Genomic DNA, 20126 nt, shown 5'->3' on the forward strand with positions numbered 1-20126 from the left:
CGCATTTTTACGTGGGGAAAGAGCACCCGCTTTCCGTCACCCCGGGCTTGTTCCGGGGTCCGCCAAGCGGCTTGGTATTGAACAAGCGGCGGACAGCGCGCGGCCGGCACAGCGGACCCCGGAACGAGTCCGGGGTGACACGATAATGCTGTCTTGCCAAAACAATACACCCGCCCCACATCACTCCCGTGACCAGCACGAGCCGCCCCGCCCCGCACCCGTTCAAACGCTACGGCCAGCTTACGTTGGGTAGCCTGATGATCATTCTAGCCCCGCTTGCCGCCCCCCTGCCCGGCCCGGCCGGCGCGGTGCTGTTTGCTGGCGGGATGATTCTCGTGCTGCGCAATTCCGCGGCCGCGCGGCAGCGCTGGGCGCGGCTCAAGCGGCGATCGCCACGGATCGGCGGCTTCATCGATCGCCTGATGCGGCGCGGCAGTGCGCTACGCCGTCATGCGCGAGACAAAGCGCCGGTGGCGAATTGACTTTGGCGGCGCTCTTGCCTAATGGCCCGGGCTTCAAGGTCGCCCCTGTGGCGGCCTTCTTACATTCAGATACACCCCCTCGGGTTAGATTTTAGGGAATGACCGATGAAGCGGACCTTTCAACCGAGCAATCTCGTGCGCGCCCGTCGCCACGGCTTCCGTCTCCGCTCGGCGACTCCGGGCGGCCGCAACATCCTGCGCGCGCGCCGCAACCGCGGCCGCAAGAAGCTGTCGGCCTAACTCCTCCCGCTGGCGCTGCCAGCATATCGACCTTGCAGGTTCGCCGCGATTTTCTCGCGGCGAACGCGGGGAAACGCGCACCGATGCCGGGCTTCGTCCTGCTCGTGCGCGACCGGCAGGACGGATCGCCCGATATGCGTATCGGTTACACCGTCACCAAGAAAATCGGCAACGCCGTTATCCGCAACCGCATGAAGCGGCGGTTGCGCGCGCTGGCGCGCGAGTTGCTCCCGGAACGCGGGATTCGCGGCGCCGATCATGTGCTGATCGGCCGCAACGGCGGGATCGAGCGCGATTACGCGCAACTGCGGACCGAGCTGGCCAAGGCACTGGCCAAGGTGATGCGGTGACCCGCCCGACCCTGGCGGCCCGCCTGCTCATCCTGATCGCGCGCGGCTGGCAGCTCGGCCCCTCGGTCGTGCTGCCGCCGACGTGCCGCTATGCGCCAAGCTGTTCTTCCTATGCAATCGAGGCGGTTCGCCGCTATGGCGCCTTCAAAGGCGGGTGGCTGGCGGCACGACGGATCGCGCGCTGCCATCCCTGGGGCGGGTCCGGATACGATCCGGTCCCCTGATTTTCGCGAACGGATTGCTAACCTGTGAAAAACGACCAGAAGAATTTCATCCTGTTCGCGGTGATCGCGGCGCTGATCCTGTTCGGCTGGCCGTTGCTGCAGAACCGGTTCTTCCCCGCCGCCAACCCGCCGGTCACCAAGATCGTGGAGGGCAAGGCGCAAGTCGTGCCCAATCCGAGCGCCGATCCCGCCGCCGATGCCCCGTCCGCCGTGCGCGACCGCAATCTCGTGCTCGGCGAAACCCCGCGCATCCGCATCGACACGCCCACCGTCAGCGGCTCGATCAACCTGAAGGGGGCGCGCATCGATGATCTGGTGCTCAAATCCTACAAGGAAACGATCGCCAAGGATTCGCCGCCGATCCGCCTGCTCTCTCCATCGGGTAGCCCCGACGCCTATTTCGCCGGCTTTGGCTGGCGTGACGACGGGCTGAAGCCGCCCGCACCGGACACGATCTGGAAGGCCACCGGCAGCGTTCTCTCGCCCGGCAAGCCCGTCACGCTCGACGCCGCCAACGCGCAGGGGCAGCGCTTCCGCATCGAGCTGTCGGTTGATGACGGCTATATGTTCACCGTGCGCCAGACCGTCGCCAATGCCGGTGCCGCGCCCGTCCCGGTCGCGACCTATGGCCTGGTCAACCGCAATGGCGTGTTCAAGGAAGCCGACACCTGGACGGTGCAGATCGGCCCGATGTCGGCGCACAATGGCGCTGCCGATTACGGGATCAATTTCAGTACGATCGACGAGGGTACGCAGAAATTCTCCACGACCGGAGGCTGGCTTGGCTTTACCGACAAATATTGGCTCACCGCGATCGTCCCCGATCAGGCAGTACCATTTGACGGCCAGTTCCGCGCCGGTGCCAACAAGGCCTATCAGGCGGATTATTCGGTCACCCCGCGGCTGCTCGCCCCCGGCAAGACGATGACGCAGACGTCGCGCTTCTTCGCCGGTGCCAAGGAAGTGCGCCTGCTGGATCGCTATACCGATAAGGAAGGCATCGCCTTTTTCGATCACGGCCTCGATTGGGGCTGGTTCCGCATCGTCGAGAAGCCGATCTTCTATTATCTCGACTGGCTGTTCCGCATGGTCGGCAATTTCGGCGTGGCGATCATCCTGCTGACCTTCACGATCCGCGGCATCATGTTCCCGATCGCGCAGAAGCAGTTCAAGTCGATGGCCGCGATGAAGACGCTGCAGCCTAAGATGAAGGCGCTGCAGGAGCGCTACAAGGACGACAAGCCGCGCCAGCAGCAGGAGATCATGCAGCTGTACAAGACGGAGAAGGTCAATCCGCTCGCCGGTTGCCTGCCCACCTTGCTGCAGATCCCGATCTTCTACGCGCTGTACAAGGTGCTGCTGCTGACGATCGAAATGCGCCATCAGCCGTTCGTCGCGTGGATCAAGGATCTCTCCGCGCCGGATCCGGCGACGATCCTCAACCTGTTCGGCTATCTGCCCTTCACGCCGCCGCACTTCCTGGCGATCGGCATCGTGCCGGTGCTGCTCGGCATCTCGATGTACTTCCAGTTCAAGCTCAATCCCGCGCCGATGGACGACACGCAGAAGCAGATCTTTGCGATCATGCCCTGGGTGCTGATGTTCGTGATGGCGCCGTTCGCGGTCGGCCTGCAGGTTTACTGGATCACCTCGAACTGCCTGACGATCCTGCAGCAGCGCGTGCTCTACGCGCGGCATCCGGGCATGAAGGAAGCGGCGGCGAAATAGCCGCGGCAGCCGGCACCCCTGCCCCGTCACCCCGGACTTGTTCCGGGGTCCACCGGGCGGCATGCTATGGACAAGAGGCTCGACAGCAGCGCTCGCGGCGCAGTGGACCCCGGAACAAGTCCGGGGTGACGAATGGGGGAGTTGTCACCCCCGCGACACGAACGGATCGAACAAATGAACGACACACCTCCCCAAGAGTCCGCATCCGCGCCCTTCGAAACCGCCATGTTCGACCCGGACCTGGTCGAGCGTGCCCGCAAGACCTTTGCCGGGCCGGTCGCCTTCCTCAAATCCGCCCCGAAGCTCGAATTTCTGCCCGAGGCCAGCGTGCCCGAAGTGGCCTTTGCCGGGCGGTCCAACGTCGGCAAATCGTCGCTGCTCAACGCGCTCACCGGGCGCAAGGCGCTGGCGCGCACCTCGGTAACGCCGGGGCGCACGCAGGAATTGAACTTCTTCGATGTCGGTGAACCGCTGACCTTCCGGCTCGTCGACATGCCCGGCTATGGCTATGCCAAGGCGCCCAAGGATATCGTCAAGCAGTGGCGTTTTCTGGTGAACGATTTCCTGCGGGGGCGGCAGGAGCTGAAGCGTGCACTGGTGCTGATCGATTCGCGCCACGGCATCAAGGATGTCGATCGCGAGATTCTCGAGATGCTCGACAAGGCGGCGGTGAGCTACCGTCTGGTGCTGACCAAGGCCGACAAGATCAAGGCCACCGAGCTGGCCGAGGTCGCGGCGCGCACCGCCGAGGAAGCGCGCAAGCGCGCCGCCGCGCATCCCGATATCCTGCTTACCTCAAGTGAGACTGGTCTTGGCATTGCGGAGCTGCGCGCGGCGGTGATCGAAGCGATCGGCTAACCGCCGCGCGCCCAGCGCCTGTGCGATAACGAAAGCATTTCGCACGGCGCGCGACTATGCTTCACGAATATTTCGCGTTTTTGACATTATTCGAAAACCGCATTTCTGAAAAAGGCCGCTGTATGGGCTTACTGATCTTGACCACGGCGGCCGTGCTGTCCGCAACCCCGCCGCTACAGGTCGCCCCCGAGCCGGTTACGCCGGCCACGCAGCCGGCGGCGGACCAAGCCAGCCCGCCGCCAACGGAGGCGCCGCCGGCGCCTGGTCCCGGCGGCGACAGCCGCCAGGCGGACATCATCGTCACCGCGCCCTCGCCCTCGCCCGCTCCAGACCCGTTCCGCGGCGCCAACGCGCAGGCCTTCGCCATCACCGATGCGGTGGACAGCGCGATCGTCGGGCCAATCGCCATGGTCTACAAGAAGAACGTTCCCTCGCCGATCCGCAGCGGGATCCACAACTTCCTGTATAATCTGCGCGAACCCGTGGTGTTCATCAACTTCGTCCTGCAGCACAAGATCGGCAAAGCGGCCGAGACGTTGGGCCGGTTCGCGCTAAACTCCACCGTTGGCGCGCTTGGCCTGATCGATATGGCCAAACGCAAGCCGTTCAAGCTGCCGCGCCGCGGCAATGGTTTCGCCGATACGCTGGGGTTTTACGGCATTCCCAACGGCCCGTTCATGTTCCTGCCGATCGTCGGCCCCACCACGGTGCGCGATCTGTTGGGTGGCGCGATCGATCGCCTGACCATGCCGCTCCTGTTCGGCCGAACCTTCACACGCCCCGAGGTCGCCCTCCCACTTGGCATCTTGGGTGCGCTCGATCATCGCGCCGATTTCGAAGAAACGCTCACCGCGCTGCACGAGGGGCAGGCCGATCCTTACGCCAATACGCGCGATTTCTATCTCCAGCGGCGCCAGGCGGAGATCGATCATCTGCGCGGGCGCAAGACCGGCGCCTCCAGCCCGATGTCGGAAAAGCCGGTCGGCCCGATCCGCCTCAACGGCCGCGTGCTGACCCCAGCCGCCGATCCCGCCCCCATCCCCCCGGTGCCCCCCGCGCCGCTCGATCCCGCGGCACGCCCCCAGCTGCGCTGAGCTGTCACACGCCGGACATCGTCGGGCGGCATAGTGCCGCCGATCGCCGTTGCGCGCCACGTGCACCGCGTGCGCTAGGGGAAATGAGATGCTCGGACGGCTCGGTCTCATCGTGTTGGCGCCGCTCGCGCTCGCCTCCTGCAACAGCGAATCCGCCGAAATCCGCGTCACCGGATCATCGACCATCTATCCCTTCAGCAAGGCGGTGGGCGAAGCCTTCGTGCGGGCCAAGCCGGGTCACAAGGAACCGATCTTCGACACGGTCGGCACCAGCGTCGGCATCCTGCGCTTCTGCGATAAGGATCGGGCGATCGATATCGTCGACGCCTCGCGCCGGATGCGGCGGGCGGAATTCGCCAAATGCCAGGCAGCCGGCATCCGCGACATCACCGAAATGGCGATCGGGCTGGACGGTATCGCGCTCGCCGAATCGAACAACGGTCCGAAGATCGCGCTGACGCGACAGGACATCTATCGCGCGCTAGCGGCCAACCCGCTGGGCAAGCCGAACACTACCAAGACGTGGAAGAACGCCAATCCGGCGCTTCCGGCCATCCCCATCAAGGTATTGGGGCCGCCCACGACGAGCGGCACGCGCGATATGTTCGTCGATCTGATCCTGCAACCCGGCTGCCTTGCGGCGATGCCCGACGCCAAGGCGCTGCAGGCCGCGGGCGATCCCGCACAGTTCGACAAAGTCTGCCGCCAGCTTCGCGCCGACGGCCCTTATGTCGCCAAGGGCGAGGACGACAGCGTCATCGTCACCGCACTGGAGCAGGATCCCACCGCGCTCGGCCTGTTCGGCTATTCCTATCTCGAACAGAATGCCGGGCGGCTCAACGGCGTGCCGATCGATGGCGTCCAGCCGGATTACGCCAACATCGCCAGCGGCAAATACCCAGCGATGCGCACGCTGTATCTGTATGTGAAGACCAGCCGGCTGAAGGGGCGCCCGGCGGTGAAAGCGTATCTCGATCAATATGCCGCGATGTGGGCGCCGGGCGGGCCGCTCGTCAAGCATGGCCTGATCGCGCTGCCGGACAAGGTCCGCGCGCGATCGGCTGAAGCGATTGCGTTCGCCACGCCGCTTGATCCGGCGGCGTTGCCCTGAACATTGCCTGCCGCGGCGCGGCCAATCGCCTTCCCTGCCGCGCACTTCACCGCTATCCCGCACTCCCATGAAACTGATCATTGGCAACAAGGCCTATTCGTCCTGGTCTCTGCGCGGCTGGCTGGCCGCCAAACAATCCGGGCTGCTGTTCGAGGAAGTCGTCGTGCCGCTGTACGACGATGCCTGGGACAAACGCCGAGAGGGCGACGAATTCGCCCCCTCCTCGGGCAAGGTGCCGATCCTGTGGGATGGCGATGCGGTCGTGTGGGACAGCCTGGCGATCATCGAATATCTGGCCGAGAAGACCAGCCGCGATCTGTTCTGGCCGGCCGATGCCGCCGCGCGCGCCATGGCGCGGTCGATGGCGGCGGAAATGCATTCGAGCTTCACCGCGCTGCGCCGCAAGCACAGCATGAATATCCGCCAGTCGTTTCCGCCGGTGCAGCCCGATGACGATGTGATCGCCGATCTCGCGCGGATCATGGAATTATGGGCGCAGGCCCGCGCACGCTTCGGCGGCGACGGCGAATTCCTGTTCGGCCAGTTTGGTGCGGCCGATATGATGTTCGCCCCCGTCGTCACCCGCATCGTCACCTATTCGCTGCCCATCGCGCGTTTTGCGGCGGGCTATATGGATGCGGTGCTACAGCATCCGTTCATGCAGGATTGGATCGCCGCGGCGCAGGAGGAGGAATGGGTGATCGAGAAATTCGAACTGCCCAGCACCACCTGACGCGCCGCTATTTGATGCGGCGGGCCGGATAGGGCGTGCCATCCTTGTGCGTGTAGCCGTGCGGCGCGAAATCCATGTCGATATCGGCATAACAGCCGCCTTCGTCCGCGCCGGTGCCGATCGCCACGAACACGCAATCGGCATCGCTGCGGTTCTGCAGATGATGCCCGTTGGCCACTCCCTTGGGAAATGCGGCGCAATCGCCCGCGCGCAGCACCGTCTCGCCATCGTCTTCGATCAGCACCGCCTCGCCGGCCAGCATCACGACCAGTTCGTCTTCGCCGTGATGCCAATGACGCTGCGACGACCAGGCACCCGGTTTAAGCGTGACATGGCTGGCGCCCATCTGCGTCAGCCCCGCCACCGGCGCCATCCGCCGATACCAGCGGCCCGCCACCGCCTGGTCGAAGGGCGCCGGATAGCCTGTCGCATTGGTTTGCGGGATTGTATCGAGATCGAGCTTGGGCAATGTCCCCTCCATGTCCGAAACCAACCTGCACGATGTGGCCGTCCTAGCCAAGGCACTGATAACGTGTGACAGCGTGACCCCCGCGCGCGGCGCGGTGTTCGATGTGCTGGAGGCGGCGTTGTTGCCGTTGGGCTTTGCCGTCGATCGCTTCGTGAGCGGCGAAGCACCCGACGGCCCCGTGGAAAATCTGCTCGCCATTCGCGGCACCCATGGCCCGCATTTCGCCTTTGCCGGGCATCTCGATGTCGTCCCTCCGGGCCCGGGCTGGACCAGCGATGCGTTCGCGGCGGAGGAACGCGATGGGCTGCTCTACGGCCGTGGCGCGGTTGACATGAAAGGCGCCATCGCCGCCTTCGTCGCCGCGATCCCGGCGCAGAGCGACGGCACGATCAGCCTGATCATCACCGGCGACGAGGAAGGCCCCGCCACTTATGGCACGCCGGCGATCATCGCGCGCATGGCCACGCGCGGCATCAAGCCGGATCTGTGCCTTGTCGGCGAGCCCACGTCGACCGCGCGGCTCGGCGACGTGATCAAGATCGGCCGTCGCGGCTCAGTCAATATCTGGATCGACGTGCCGGGCAAACAAGGCCACGTGGCCTATCCGCACCTCGCGCATAATCCGATCCCTCCGCTCGTCGCCATGCTCGCGGAGATCGAGGCGCTGGTGCTGGACGAGGGCAATGCCTGGTTTCAGCCCTCCAACATCGAAATCACCGATATCACGGTGGGCAACCCGGCCACCAATGTCATCCCGGGCCACGCCGCGGCCCGGCTCAGCATCCGCTTTAACGACCTGCAGAGCGGTGCAGCGCTCGCCGATCGTATCGACGCGCTGGCCAAACGCCACGCGCCCGACGCCACGGTGATCGCGCGCGTGTCCGGGGAGGCGTTCCTGACCCCGCCCGGCGCATTTTCCACGCTGATCGGCGATGCGATCGAAGCACGTACCGGGCTGCGCCCCGAACTCAGCACCACCGGCGGCACCTCTGACGCGCGCTTTCTGTCGCGGCTTTGCCCGGTGGTCGAATTCGGCTTGCTCAATGCGACGATGCACAAGCTTGACGAAGCGGTGGCCATCTCGGATCTCGAAGCGCTGCGCGATGTCTACGCAGACATTCTCGCGCGCGCATTCGCCGAGCAACTTTAGCCAGCCATCACCCGCGTCTCCTCGGCGCGGGTCCATGTCATGAATGCCGCCTCGGGCATCGGCTCGGCGATCGCGAACCCCTGCATCACGTCGCAGCCCATCATCCGCAGAACATCGGCCTGGGCGCGACTTTCGATTCCTTGCCCTACCGCTTCGCAGCCAAGCCCGTGGATCAGGGCGATCAGCGCTTGCGCGATCATCCGCGCTTCCCCGCTATAGGCGAGCGGCGCGATCAAGCTGCGGTGCAGTTTGATGCGGTCGATAGGCAGTTCGCGCAGCCGTGTCAGGCTGGAATAACCGGTGCCGAATTCGTCAATCGCGATGGTCGCGCCATCCGCGCGTAACAGGGCAATAGCGTGGATCACCTCGCTCGAACATTGCATGGCCATGGTTTCGCTGATTTCGAGCTCCAGCGACGTGGCGGGCGCGTTCGCCTCCAGCATCGCCGCGCGCAGGCGCCGGAAGAACGCCGCATGATCCAGCTGCCGCTGCGATATGTTGATCGCCAAGCGTTGCTCGATGCCGGCATGCGCCCATCGCGCGATCGTCTCGGCCACGGTGGCAATCACCCATTCGCCGATTTCCATGATCAGCCCGGTTTCTTCGGCCAGTCGAATGAACGCGCCGGGCAGCGTCATGCCATCGCGCGGATGCTCCCAGCGCAACAACGCTTCGGCGACCACCATGTGACCTTGGCGAAGACAGACCTGTGGCTGATAGACCAGCGCAAATTGCTGTTGATCGATGGCCTCGCGCAACTCGCGCTCCATTTGCGCTCGCGCGGCCATTCGGGTTGCCAGCTCCTCGGTAAAATATTCCGCGCGACCCCGACCTTTTTCCTTGGCGTGATACATCGCGGCGTCGGCTGCGCGCATCATCGTCGTCAGGTCGCTGCCGTGATCCGGGCGCAGCGCGATGCCGATCGATGCCCCGATCTCGATCTCGGTACCGACGAGATCGAACGGCGTCCCCAGCGCAGTCAGGAGCGCGCGCGCGATGGCGGCAGCCGCCTCAGCGTCGGGGAGATGACCCACGAACATGGTGAACTCGTCGCCGGCAAGCCGCCCGATCAGCGCCTCCGCCCCATTGTCGTCCGCGCGCACGCCATCGCCCACCGCGCGCAGGCGGTTGGCGACCATCCCGAGCAGCAAGTCACCGCATGCGTGGCCCATCGTATCGTTGACCGCTTTGAACCGATCGAGATCGATAAAGAACAATGCGGCGGCCTCGCCGGGGGCCAATTCGCGCAGCATCTGCTCGCAGGTTTGGCGAAAATTGATGCGGTTCGGCAGCGCGGTGACGGCATCGAACAACGCCAGCCGCTGGACATTATCAAACGACACACTGACATGATCGAACAGTCCGCGCATTGCTCCCGCAAGCGCCGGAACGCGGCGGGAAATCTCGGCCGGGATGACGCCGTCAAAATCGCCCTGCGCCGCGCCGGATAGCCGCGCGATCACACGATCGATCACCTCCCCCGTATTGCCCAAGCCACGCTCGGCCGATGCCCAGCACAAGGTTGCGCAAATTATCGCCGCGATCACGGTGATAACGATGGCATCGATGGCAATTGCGCCGCCCGGCGTGGCCGCGATCAGCGCAAGGCTGAACACTACCGACCCGGTGCATATTGCAAACGCAATCGCCCGACCCTGTAGCGAAAGTTCATCCATCGCGTGCTTACCCCCGGTCCATGGATCTCCCACGACCCCGACTCGCTATAGCACAGTGACAGTTAATAAACTCGATTTGGTTCCGTTCGCCTCAAAACGATATATAATGCGCCAGCGCCACCGTGTCTTGGATGCGCGTTGCGTACTGCGGCGATGGCGCTGGCATGCCGCGATCCCGCCAGCCAATCGCCGATCGCGGCGCGGATCGCGCCGCGCGCGTGCGGGCGTTCGCTTTCCGGGCGGGGCGGCTTGCCGGTGACGAGCAATACGACGCGGTCACCCATGCGAATGGATTGCTCGAGCGCCCCATCCAGCGTGGCATAAGCGGTGGACAGATTGTGCCCGTGCAGATCGATCGAGCGATCGGGCGAGACGAGACCGCGGGCAAGCTTCTTGTCCCACGAGCCATCGAGCGTGCTGTGCGCGACGTGATGGCGCGGCGCGGGCGCCGGAAACGGCTGAGGCCGCGCCCGCGCACCAGCGCGCGCTTTGGACACGACGCTGCCGACACCCTGCTCGAGCAGTCGTTGGAATAGCTCGCTGCCGCTTGCCCCGGTGGGCGTAGCGACTTTCTGCGCTGCCTTGCCCGGGAGCGCCGCCGCGTGCTTGCTGGCGAGCGGCGGATGAGTCGTTTTCGCCAGTGTTGCGCTTGCCGCTGGCACCTTCGCCACCGGTTTGGGCGCGATCCTGAGCGGCCGGACCGTTTCCAGCACGCGCGCCCACAGCGCCGCTTCACCAGACGATAACGGCCGATCCGCCATCTTACGGCGCGGGTGCGCCCGGCGCGCCGGTCAGCCGCGCGATCGTGCCGATCGGCAACAGCAGGAAGGCGGTGCCGCGCGCGCTCATCCCGCCGGCAATGGCGCGCGCGTCGTCGCCCGCACCCCAGAAAGTGTCGAAGCGGTTGCTGCCCTTGATCGCGCCGCCGGTATCCTGCGCCACCCATAAACCGGTGGCATCGGTGCGATCCATCGACAGGAAAACGGGCGCGCCGAGCGGGATGAACTTGACGTCCGCCGCGACCGTGACGCCGCCGGTCACCGGCAGCCCCAAAGCGCCGAGCGGCGCCCCCTGCTGTTCGCGGAAGAACACATAACTCTTGTTTTCGCGCATGATGTCACGTCCCTCACTGGGGTGATCATGCAGCCACTGTACAATGCCCTGCATCGAAGTCTGGCCAGGGCCGAGCAATCCGCGCGCTTTCATTAACGCGCCGATACCGGTGTAGGACCGGCCATTCTGCGTATCGTATCCGACGCGCATCACCGATCCATCGGGCATCAGCAGCCGCCCCGATCCTTGCACCTGCAAGAAGAACAGTTCGACCGGATCCGCCGCCCAGCCGATGATCGGCGCGCGTCCGTCGAGCGCGCCCTGCTCGATCGCGGTGCGATCGAAATAGGGCACAAAGGCATTCTTCTCCACGCGACCGCGGATCTTCTTGCCCTTCAGATCATCCGAAAACAGACCCAGATCGGCTTCGACCAGATCGCTGGGCCGGCCATAGACCGGCACGTAACCGTCACGCCGCTCGCGGGCGCCGTGAATCTGCGGCTCGTAATAGCCTGTTGCGAAGGCGCGGCCGTCGCCGACCTGCGCGGTTTCGAACCATTGTGCAAAGAACGCGCGGGCATCGCTCGCCGAGGCGGCGGCAGCGCAGGCTGGCTGCCAATCGCTGCCCCGCGTGAGCCCGGACGTATCGGTGCGGCGCACCAACGAAGCGCAGGAGATGCGGAATGCGGCCAGCGCACCGCGCGCCTGGGCATCGCTAATCGGCAACGTGGCAAGCGGCGGCCCGGCGATCACGCCCGCAGCGGCCGCCGTCATGGCGCCTGTCACCGGAACAACCGGCACAGCGGAAAGCGGGACGGCCGCGACGGGTAACCGCACCGGCACCGCATTTTGTCGAGCGGGCACTTGATCAGACCGTGCCGCGCTACGTGGCGGTGCGGTACGCGACAAGCCACTGGGCGGCACGATGCCGCCGCCGCAGGCGCTCAGCATTAGCCCGAGCGCGGCGGTCGCAAGCCCCCGTCCCCCGATCAAGCGCATCACGCTTCGTCGGTGTCGGCGAGCTTCCAGTTCGGATCCTTGCTTTTCAGCGTCCGGGCAAAGGTCCACACATCATGCGTTTCGACCGCATCGCTCATCGAGCCGGCAATCACATTGCCTTCGGCATCACGCGTGATCGCGGCGACATCGGCATCGAAGCGCAACGTGATGCGGGCAACGCCGTCCTCGGCCGAGGCATCGGTGATCACCGCGCGCTCAATCGATACCAAGCGGTTATCGAGCACATGGCCGGTCTCGGCGCGCGCCGCGATCGCCTCGCCAAACGCTTGTTTGACGTCGGGTTCGACCAGCCATTCGAGCGCCTCCCCATCGCCCTTCCAATAGGCTTCGAGGATCATGCGGTAAGCGCCCTGCGCGCCCTCGACGAACTGACCGATATCAAAGCCCGGCTCCGCGGCCACGATCTGGCGCAGACCAGCTTCCGCCTTGCTCTCGATATTGCGGTTGGCGGCCTCACGCGGCTCCGCCCCGCCCTCGATCGGGCGTGGCAACACGGTGATCGGCGCGCGCTCCTCGGCGGCCTTGGGCAACGCCTGCTCATGCCCGGTGCGCTTGCCCAGCACCATATAAAGACGCAACGCCACAAACCCGGCGACCATCGCAAGCAATACAACGTAAAACACTTTGGTCTCCAACGCGGGGGTGCCGAACACGCAACATAGGCGTAACACGCGGGGCTTTCAAATGCTCCCCCCAAACCGTGCCCTTATAGATAAGGCCCCGTTGAACAAGCTTGCGCCCCCTGCTAGGCGCGCGGTCTTGAGCCGTCATGCGGCCGCCCTCTTTTCAAAGGATCAGTTTCGATGAGCGATCAGGACCGCGGCACGACCGCCGAGCCCTACAGCAATGGTGAAGATACGACGCCCGCCGTCGGCCTGCTGTCGCAATATGTGAAGGATCTGTCGTTCGAAAATCCGAACGCCCCGGCAATCTACCAGAACCAGACCGCGCCGCAGATCGACGTGCAGTTCAACATCGGCTCGGGCCAGGTTGGCGAAGACGTCTATGAAGTCGTGCTCAAGATCGAAGTGCGCGCCGAGGCCGAGAGCCAGGTCGCGTTTATCGTCGATCTCTCGTTTGCCGGCTTGTTCGGGCTGCGCAATATCCCGGCCGAGCATCTGCAGCCGTTCCTGCTCGGCGAAGCCCCGCGCCTGATCTTCCCCTTCGCCCGCCGCGTGCTGGCCGATGCGGTACGCGACGGCGGCTTCCCGCCGCTGCTGCTCGAGCCGATCGATTTCGCTGCGCTGTACCAGCAGCAGGCACAGGCCGAGGGCCAGCCCGCGGTGACCACCGGCGAAGTCGGCACGGCCTGAGCCGATCGTCATCCCGCACTCGGTTCGGGATCGAGGCGCGGTCACCTGCCTTATTGACGCGATAACGTGGCACCGACTGCGCCTGGATCCTGAAACAACTTCAGGATGACGTAAAATATAGGACGAAGCGGCCATGAACCTGACACGTGCGCTGGGGTCCGTCGGGGGGCTTACCCTCGCCAGTCGCGTGCTCGGGCTGGTTCGCGATTCGCTGTTCGCGCGGTTTATCGGTGCAAGCTTCGCCTCGGACGCGTTTCTCGTGGCGTTTCGCCTGCCCAATCTGTTTCGTGCGCTGTTTGCGGAAGGGGCTTTTTCCGCCGCCTTCATTCCCATGTTCAATCGCAAGATGGGCGCGGCGGATGGTGGGCTGCCGAGCGCGATAACCTTCGCGGAAGATGCGCTGTCGGTCTTGTTGCCGATCTTGATCGTGATGACGATCGTGATGGAGGTGGCGGCCTGGCCGGTGACTTATCTGCTGTCCGGCGGGTTCAAGGATCCGGGGCCGGGCGAATTCGCCTTCGCCGTCGGGTTGGCCCGCATCACTTTTCCCTATTTGTTGCTGATCAGCCTGGTGTCGCTGTTGGGCGGCATCCTCAATTCGTTGCAGAAATTCTGGGTCAACGCAGCCGCGCCGATCCTGCTCAACGCCACGCTGATCGCCGCCCTGCTGTTTTTCCACACCGATCCGCTGGGCACCGCACGTAACCAGGCGATCGCGGTGACGGTATCGGGCGCGCTGCAATTATTGTGGCTAGTGCTGGCGTGTCGCGCTTCGGGCGTGCGGTTGCGGCTGAAGCTGCCGCGGCTCAATCCCGACGTGAAGAAACTGCTCTCGCTGATCTGGCCCGCCGCGGCCGGCGCGGGTGCGGTGCAGATCAACCTCGTCATCTCGACAGCGCTCGCCGCCAGCCTGCTGCCCGAGGGATCGGTATCGTATATTTATTATGCCGACCGGCTGAACCAATTGCCGCTCGGGCTGATCGGCATCGGGCTCGGCACCGTGCTGCTGCCGACCATCTCGCGCCAACTGGGCCTCGGGCATGAAGCGGATGCGATGGAGACACAAAATCGCGGCATGGAGCTGGCATTGTTCTTCACCCTGCCCGCCACCGTGGCGCTGATCGTGTGCGGCGGGCCGATCATCGCCGCCTTGTTCCAGCACGGCGCGTTCAAGGCCGACGACACGCAGGCCACGGCGGGGGCGCTGGCAGCGTTCTCGATCGGGCTGCCGGCCTATATCCTGGTGAAGGTGCTGACGCCCGGCTATTACGCCCGCTCGGACACGCGAACCCCGGTGCGCTACGCCACGATCTCGATCGCGATCAATCTGGCGCTCAATCTTGCCTTCATCGTCCCGCTGCAGCATCTGGGGCCACCGCTGGCGACCGCGCTGGCGAGCTGCGTCAACGTATATCTGCTGTACCGGACGCTCCGCCAACGCGGTCATTTCGTGCCGGACGTGCGGCTGCGGCATCGCGCGGTGCGACTGCTGGGGGCGGCGCTGCTGATGGGCGTCGCGATGTACCTGCTCGCCGATCTTTTCACGCCGTACACGACGGGGCCGAGCCTGACGCGTTGGCTGGCGATGTTCGTACTGGTCGGCACCGGCGGGCTGGTCTACGCGATCGCCTGCTTCCTTCTCCGCGCCTACACCACCGCCGATCTGCGGATGATGTTTCGGCGCACCCCGGTCTGAGAGTATCTGATATGCGCGTCGTTTCCGGCATCAAGCCCACCGGCAATCTCCACCTCGGCAATTATCTCGGCGCGGTGAAGCAATGGGTGTCGATGCAGGACGAGATCCAGCAGCAGGGCGGCGAGACCTTGTATTTCATCGCCGATCTGCACGGGCTGACCGAGTGGATCGCGCCCGCCGAGCTGGCCGCTAACACGATCGAGATGACCGCGACGTTGATCGCTGCCGGGATCGATCCCGAGCGCTCGGTCCTGTTCAACCAGACGCGCGTGCCGCAGCATAGCGAGCTCGCCTGGCTGCTCAACAATGTCGCGCGCGTCGGCTGGCTCAACCGCATGACGCAATTCAAGGACAAGGCGGGGAAGAATCGCGAGGGCGCGAGCGTCGGGCTATACGATTATCCCGTGCTGATGGCCGCCGACGTGCTGCTCTACAATGGCACGCATGTGCCGGTGGGCGAGGACCAGAAACAGCATCTCGAGCTGGCGCGCGATATCGCGGCCAAATTCAACCTCGATTACGGCACCGAGTTGTTCACCCAACCCGAGCCGATGGTGAGCAAGGCGGCACCGCGCATCATGTCGCTGCGCGATGCGAGCAGCAAAATGTCCAAATCGAATCCATCGGTGCAGGCGAGGGTCAATCTGATCGACGACGATGCGACGATCGCCGCCAAATTCCGCAAGGCGACCAGCGATGCGGACGCGCTGCCGCAGGACGTTGCCGGACTGGCCGATCGGCCCGAGGCGAAGAACCTGGTGACAATCTATGCGGCGTTGGCAGACGTCACACCGGAGCAGGTCATCGCGGACCATGCCGGGCAGGGTTTCGGCGCGTTCAAACCGGCGCTGGCCGATCTGGCGGTGGCGACCTTGGGGCCGATCCGCGACCGCATGGTACGGCTGCTCGACGATCGCGCGGAAGTCAGCCGCCTGCTCGATCGCGGCGCCGAAAAAGCGCGCGACCTCGCCGCGCCGAACTTGCTGGCGGCGCAGCGTGCGATGGGATTGCAGATTTAAACGCTGACGGCTGGAGGGTTTTAACCCTCCAGCTCCCGCAGCAACGTCCGCACCGCACCATCGATTTCACGGTCGGTATCGCGCAGCGATTCGATGCGGCGGACGGCGTGGATCACCGTCGAATGATCACGCCCGCCGAACTTGCGGCCGATCTCTGGCAACGAACGCGTCGTCAGGCGTTTCGCAAGATACATGGCGATCTGGCGCGGGCGGGCCACGACCACCGCGCGGCGCGCGGAAACCAAATCGACCGGCTTCAGCTCGAAATGCGCCGAGACGGCTTTCTGGATCTCGTCGATCGTCACGCGACGTTCGGCGCCGCGCAACACGTCACCCAAGGTCGCCACAGCGAAATCAAGATCGACGCTTTCGCCGGTCAACTGCGCATAAGCGACAATGCGGCCCAACGCGCCTTCGAGGTCACGGATGCTTTGCGTGATACGACCGGCGAGCAGATCGAGCACCTCCGCCGGTACGCTGGCGCCAGGCATGTCGACCAGCTTGCGCTTGAGGATCGCCAGGCGCAGCGACAGATCGGGCGCCTTGATGTCTGCCACCAGGCCGACCGAGAGCCGCGAGGTGATGCGCGCCTCGACCCCGTCAAGGCCTTGTGGGCAACGATCGGCGCACACCACCAGACGCTGATTGGCGGCCATCACCTCGTTGATCGTGTGGAAGAATTCTTCCTGCGTGGCATCTTTGCCGGCGATGAACTGCAGGTCGTCGATCATCAGCAGATCGGCGGAGCGCAGCCGCATCTTGAAGCTGTGCGTATCCTTGGCGCGCATCGCCGAGACGAACTCGAACATGAAGCGCTCGGCTGACATCAGGATCACGCGCGCGTCAGGCACTGCTGCCAGATAGGCGTGACCCACGGCATGCATCAGATGCGTCTTGCCCTGCCCCGTGCCGCTGTGGAGGAACAGCGGGCTGAAGCGTGGCGCGCCAGGCTCGGCCAGCGCCTTTGCTGCATTGAACGCAACCTTGTTAGAGCCATCGACCACGAAGCGATCGAACGTAAAGCGTGTGTCCAGCGGGGGCCGCTCCGCCGCGGCCGTGGGCTTGGCCGCAACCGGCGCGCCCGAGTTGGCGACGCTCAATACCGTCGGGGCGGTCAGGGCCGGCGCGGCTGCGCGGCGCGTTTCGATCGAGACGCCGCGGACATCCGGCAAAATCGCCCGAAACTCGGCCGCCAGTCGATCAGCGTAATGGTTACGCACCCAGTTGGTCATGAACGCCGACGGCAAGGCCAGGCGAATCGTGTCGCTGCCGCCGTCATCGATCAATTCCATCGGCTTCAACCACTGATCGAACAGCCGAGCACCAGCGGATTCGCGTAGATGACCGCGTACGGTCCCCCATGCTCGCGCCGTCTCACCCTGTCGATCGACCTCAAACCTCACGATAAACGCACCCTTTATACCACGGCGCGATCTGCCCCCGCGCTGCTGAATTTCGTCTCGCAAAGCTCCGCCCGGGCCGGAATCACACCCGCCTGACGCCGAAAGCCGTCGCGATAGAAAGCGGCGCCGAATGGCTGCCGCCGAGCCCCCAATTAAGAAGATTGGGGCGGCGCAATCAAGGCCGCGACCGGTCACATATCCGAAATAATCGGCTTGACTCGAAACGGGCCTAGGTTTCGCGTCAGATTTCTCTCAAGATGTTGTTTTAACGAGGTTTTATTGGAACCGGCGCGAAATCACGTGTGCGAATCGCAGCGTTTCCGCGCCTGTTCTCGGCACGTTCCAAAACAGGTTGATGTCGATCAAAAACCCAAAAAACAGTCAGTTAAATCAACCGTTAACCACGAAAAAAAGCCCGCCGGAAATGCTTCCGGCGGGCGATTTACCTGTAATATAAGTGACTTTTACGCGAGCGCGGCAACCGCCTTGGTCAGACGCGCAAACTTCCGCGAAGCGGTGTTCTTGTGGTATACGCCTTTGGCTACGCCGCGCATCAGTTCCGGCTGAACCTGCGCCAATGCGACGCTGGCGGCGTCCTTGTCGCCCGATGCCAAAGCCGACTCGCACTTCTTGACGAAGGTACGAATACGGCCAACCCGGTTGCCGTTCACAATCGTGCGTGCCGCGTTACGACGGATACGCTTTTTCGCCTGTGGCGTGTTCGCCATGAAGCCCTCATCTGGTAATAGAAAGGGGCGCGGACGGCAAAGCCCGCAGCCCCGGAAAGCGCGCTCCTTAACTGCGCTCGGCTCCGCGGTCAACTCTCAACGCTGGCATTTTGGGCACCAGAAGGTCGAGCGCCCGCCTTCGCTGTAGCGCTGGACGGTCCCGCCACAGCCGCACGCCTCCCCTTCCCGGCCGTAAACTGCGAATTGCTTGGAGAAATAACCGAGTTCGCCGTCCGGCTTCGCATAATCGCGCAGCGTCGATCCGCCTGCGTCGATCGCCGCCAGCAGCACCTCCCGAATGGCGATCACCAGCCGCTCGAGTCGCACCAGCGAAACCCGCCCTGCCGCGGTCTTGGGCGAGATGCGCGACAGATAGAGCGCTTCGCAGACGTAAATGTTGCCGAGCCCGGCAACGATGCGTTGGTCGAGCAGCATAAGCTTGATCGACGCTTTGCGCCCACCGAGCGCGTCGTGCAGTTGCCGCGCGCTAAGTTCCGGCCCGAGCGGTTCGGGGCCGATACCCTGAAACGGCGGATAGCTATCGAGCGCGGCGGTGGACCACAGATCGACCGAGCCGAATCGCCGCGCATCGTTGAGCGCAAGGTGGCGGCCATTGTCGGTGGTTATCAGCAGGTGATCGTGCGGCAGCAAATCCGCCGGATCGACCCGCCACCGCCCGCTCATGCCGAGATGGAAGATCATGGTGTCGCCCCGATCGGTATCGATCAGCCCGTATTTGGCGCGCCGCCCGAGCGTGGTGACGGTGGCGCCGGTGAGCCGCTGCCGCAGATCTTCGGGAAACGGCCGCCGCAGATCGGCGCGGCGCGTCTCGATCGATGCGATCCGCTGCCCTTCAAGTACCGGGCGTAGGCCCCGGACGGTGGTCTCGACTTCTGGCAGTTCAGGCATCGCATACTCCGTCACCCCGCGAAGGCGGGTCGCCGCTTTCACGGCGATGACGGGGGGAAGTCAATCAACGTGGTTTGCGCCGCGCGCCGGCTCGGCTAGAGCCGCTGGATGACCGATCCGCTCCCAACCGCGCCCGACACCGTCTCGTTCGGCTATGAAGACATTCCGGCGCAGGAAAAGACCGCCCGCGTCGGCGGCGTGTTTACCAATGTGGCGGCGAAATACGATCTGATGAACGATGCCATGTCCGGCGGCATGCACCGCTTGTGGAAGGATCGCTTCGTGCGCCGCGTGAAGCCGCGCGAGGGCGAACAGATTCTCGATATGGCCGGCGGCACGGGCGACATCGCCTTTCGGCTGGCGGAGTCGGGCGCCGCGGTGACGGTCGCCGATATCAATCCGGCGATGCTCGAGGTGGGCATGGAGCGCGCCGCCAAGCGCGGGATAGACGGCCTGGTGTGGACCGAGGCCAATGCCGAGACACTGCAATTCCCCGATCGCTTCTTCGATGCTTATACGATCGCCTTCGGCATCCGCAACGTGACCGACATCCCCAAGGCGTTGCGCGAGGCACACCGCACGTTACGCCGCGGCGGGCGCTTCTATTGCCTCGAATTCTCGACCACGTTGTGGCCGGGATTCGGCGACATTTACGACGCTTACTCGCACAAGGTGGTGCCCAAGCTCGGCCAATTGCTCGCCGGTGATCCGGATTCGTACCGATACCTGATCGAATCGATCCGCCGTTTCCCGGATATGGAGACGTTCAAGGGGATGATCGCCGAGGCCGGCTTCGTGCAAACCAAGGTGGAGCCGATGCTCGGCGGGTTGGTCGCGATCCATAGCGGCTGGAAGATTTGATGGGCGGCG

At 64.6% G+C, this 20126-nt stretch carries 22 protein-coding genes; 14 read left to right on the forward strand and 8 right to left on the reverse strand.

The features are described from left to right. Nucleotides 1-257: 257 nt before the first annotated feature. The 9 genes from ABC969_RS03780 (at nt 258) to ABC969_RS03820 (ending at nt 6820) form a co-directional block, all read left to right on the forward strand. Nucleotides 258-482: a hypothetical protein gene (locus tag ABC969_RS03780; protein WP_345863060.1), complete on the forward strand. Its 225-nt coding sequence runs from the start codon at nt 258-260 to the stop codon at nt 480-482. 105 nt (nt 483-587) lie between these two features. Beyond that, complete coding sequence (rpmH, locus tag ABC969_RS03785) at nt 588-722, forward strand: 50S ribosomal protein L34 (RefSeq protein WP_261292588.1); 135 nt, start codon at nt 588-590, stop codon at nt 720-722. 83 nt (nt 723-805) lie between these two features. Next, a complete protein-coding gene (gene rnpA / locus ABC969_RS03790) occupies nt 806-1072 on the forward strand; it encodes a ribonuclease P protein component (RefSeq protein WP_380808663.1) in 267 nt (88 codons plus the stop codon). 11 nt (nt 1073-1083) lie between these two features. Continuing rightward, the gene (gene yidD / locus ABC969_RS03795; protein WP_345863816.1) at nt 1084-1296 is read left to right on the forward strand and encodes a membrane protein insertion efficiency factor YidD; all 213 of its coding nucleotides are present in this window, start codon (nt 1084-1086) and stop codon (nt 1294-1296) included. Nucleotides 1297-1320: 24 nt separating this feature from the next. Beyond that, the gene (yidC, locus tag ABC969_RS03800; RefSeq protein ID WP_345863062.1) at nt 1321-3024 is read left to right on the forward strand and encodes a membrane protein insertase YidC; all 1704 of its coding nucleotides are present in this window, start codon (nt 1321-1323) and stop codon (nt 3022-3024) included. Between the two features lie 225 nt (nt 3025-3249). Then, the gene (gene yihA / locus ABC969_RS03805) at nt 3250-3882 is read left to right on the forward strand and encodes a ribosome biogenesis GTP-binding protein YihA/YsxC (RefSeq protein WP_345863063.1); all 633 of its coding nucleotides are present in this window, start codon (nt 3250-3252) and stop codon (nt 3880-3882) included. A gap of 137 nt (nt 3883-4019) precedes the next feature. After that, the gene (locus ABC969_RS03810) at nt 4020-4976 is read left to right on the forward strand and encodes an MlaA family lipoprotein (protein ID WP_345863065.1); all 957 of its coding nucleotides are present in this window, start codon (nt 4020-4022) and stop codon (nt 4974-4976) included. Nucleotides 4977-5064: 88 nt separating this feature from the next. Further along, a complete protein-coding gene (locus tag ABC969_RS03815; protein ID WP_345863066.1) occupies nt 5065-6087 on the forward strand; it encodes a substrate-binding domain-containing protein in 1023 nt (340 codons plus the stop codon). Between the two features lie 67 nt (nt 6088-6154). Then, the gene (locus ABC969_RS03820) at nt 6155-6820 is read left to right on the forward strand and encodes a glutathione S-transferase family protein (protein WP_345863067.1); all 666 of its coding nucleotides are present in this window, start codon (nt 6155-6157) and stop codon (nt 6818-6820) included. A 7-nt stretch (nt 6821-6827) separates the two neighbouring features. Here the strand turns inward: ABC969_RS03820 and ABC969_RS03825 are convergent, their stop codons facing one another. Continuing rightward, entirely contained in the window at nt 6828-7289 is a 462-nt protein-coding gene (locus tag ABC969_RS03825; RefSeq protein ID WP_345863069.1) for a cupin domain-containing protein, read from the reverse strand. 10 nt (nt 7290-7299) lie between these two features. Between ABC969_RS03825 and dapE the strand changes: the two genes are divergently transcribed. Further along, on the forward strand, nt 7300-8439 hold the full coding sequence (gene dapE / locus ABC969_RS03830) for a succinyl-diaminopimelate desuccinylase (RefSeq protein ID WP_345863070.1): 1140 nt from the start codon (nt 7300-7302) through the stop codon (nt 8437-8439). Here the strand turns inward: dapE and ABC969_RS03835 are convergent. From ABC969_RS03835 to ABC969_RS03850, 4 genes are all read right to left on the reverse strand, one after another. After that, nucleotides 8436-10115 (reverse strand): putative bifunctional diguanylate cyclase/phosphodiesterase, encoded by a 1680-nt coding sequence (locus ABC969_RS03835; RefSeq protein WP_345863071.1) that lies wholly within the window; start codon nt 10113-10115, stop codon nt 8436-8438. The genes dapE and ABC969_RS03835 overlap by 4 nt on opposite strands. 62 nt (nt 10116-10177) lie before the next feature. Beyond that, a complete protein-coding gene (locus ABC969_RS03840) occupies nt 10178-10876 on the reverse strand; it encodes a Smr/MutS family protein (protein WP_345863072.1) in 699 nt (232 codons plus the stop codon). Nucleotide 10877: 1 nt separating this feature from the next. Next, complete coding sequence (mltA, locus tag ABC969_RS03845) at nt 10878-12167, reverse strand: murein transglycosylase A (RefSeq protein WP_345863073.1); 1290 nt, start codon at nt 12165-12167, stop codon at nt 10878-10880. Further along, a complete protein-coding gene (locus ABC969_RS03850; RefSeq protein WP_345863074.1) occupies nt 12167-12811 on the reverse strand; it encodes a Tim44/TimA family putative adaptor protein in 645 nt (214 codons plus the stop codon). The genes mltA and ABC969_RS03850 overlap by 1 nt, the downstream gene beginning before the upstream one ends. A 180-nt stretch (nt 12812-12991) precedes the next feature. Between ABC969_RS03850 and secB the strand changes: the two genes are divergently transcribed. From secB to trpS, 3 genes are all read left to right on the forward strand, one after another. Beyond that, nucleotides 12992-13501, forward strand: coding sequence for a protein-export chaperone SecB (gene secB, locus ABC969_RS03855; protein ID WP_345863075.1), 510 nt, complete (start codon nt 12992-12994; stop codon nt 13499-13501). 133 nt (nt 13502-13634) lie between these two features. Continuing rightward, nucleotides 13635-15197, forward strand: a complete 1563-nt coding sequence (gene murJ / locus ABC969_RS03860) for a murein biosynthesis integral membrane protein MurJ (protein ID WP_345863076.1) — start codon at nt 13635-13637, stop codon at nt 15195-15197. A gap of 11 nt (nt 15198-15208) precedes the next feature. Next, entirely contained in the window at nt 15209-16216 is a 1008-nt protein-coding gene (gene trpS, locus ABC969_RS03865) for a tryptophan--tRNA ligase (RefSeq protein ID WP_345863077.1), read from the forward strand. A 20-nt stretch (nt 16217-16236) separates the two neighbouring features. Here trpS and dnaA read toward each other — a convergent pair whose 3' ends face one another. From dnaA to mutM, 3 genes are all read right to left on the reverse strand, one after another. Then, a complete protein-coding gene (gene dnaA, locus ABC969_RS03870) occupies nt 16237-17637 on the reverse strand; it encodes a chromosomal replication initiator protein DnaA (RefSeq protein ID WP_380808959.1) in 1401 nt (466 codons plus the stop codon). A gap of 446 nt (nt 17638-18083) precedes the next feature. Next, on the reverse strand, nt 18084-18347 hold the full coding sequence (gene rpsT / locus ABC969_RS03875) for a 30S ribosomal protein S20 (RefSeq protein ID WP_345863078.1): 264 nt from the start codon (nt 18345-18347) through the stop codon (nt 18084-18086). A 96-nt stretch (nt 18348-18443) separates the two neighbouring features. Beyond that, complete coding sequence (gene mutM, locus ABC969_RS03880; RefSeq protein WP_345863079.1) at nt 18444-19256, reverse strand: bifunctional DNA-formamidopyrimidine glycosylase/DNA-(apurinic or apyrimidinic site) lyase; 813 nt, start codon at nt 19254-19256, stop codon at nt 18444-18446. Nucleotides 19257-19364: 108 nt separating this feature from the next. On the opposite strand from mutM, the gene ABC969_RS03885 reads away from it, so the two are divergent. Next, the gene (locus ABC969_RS03885) at nt 19365-20117 is read left to right on the forward strand and encodes a class I SAM-dependent methyltransferase (RefSeq protein ID WP_345863081.1); all 753 of its coding nucleotides are present in this window, start codon (nt 19365-19367) and stop codon (nt 20115-20117) included. The last annotated feature ends 9 nt before the right edge of the window (nt 20118-20126 follow it).

The sequence above is a fragment of the Sphingomonas qilianensis genome (genome assembly GCF_039614825.1).
GTDB lineage: Bacteria > Pseudomonadota > Alphaproteobacteria > Sphingomonadales > Sphingomonadaceae > Sphingomonas > Sphingomonas qilianensis.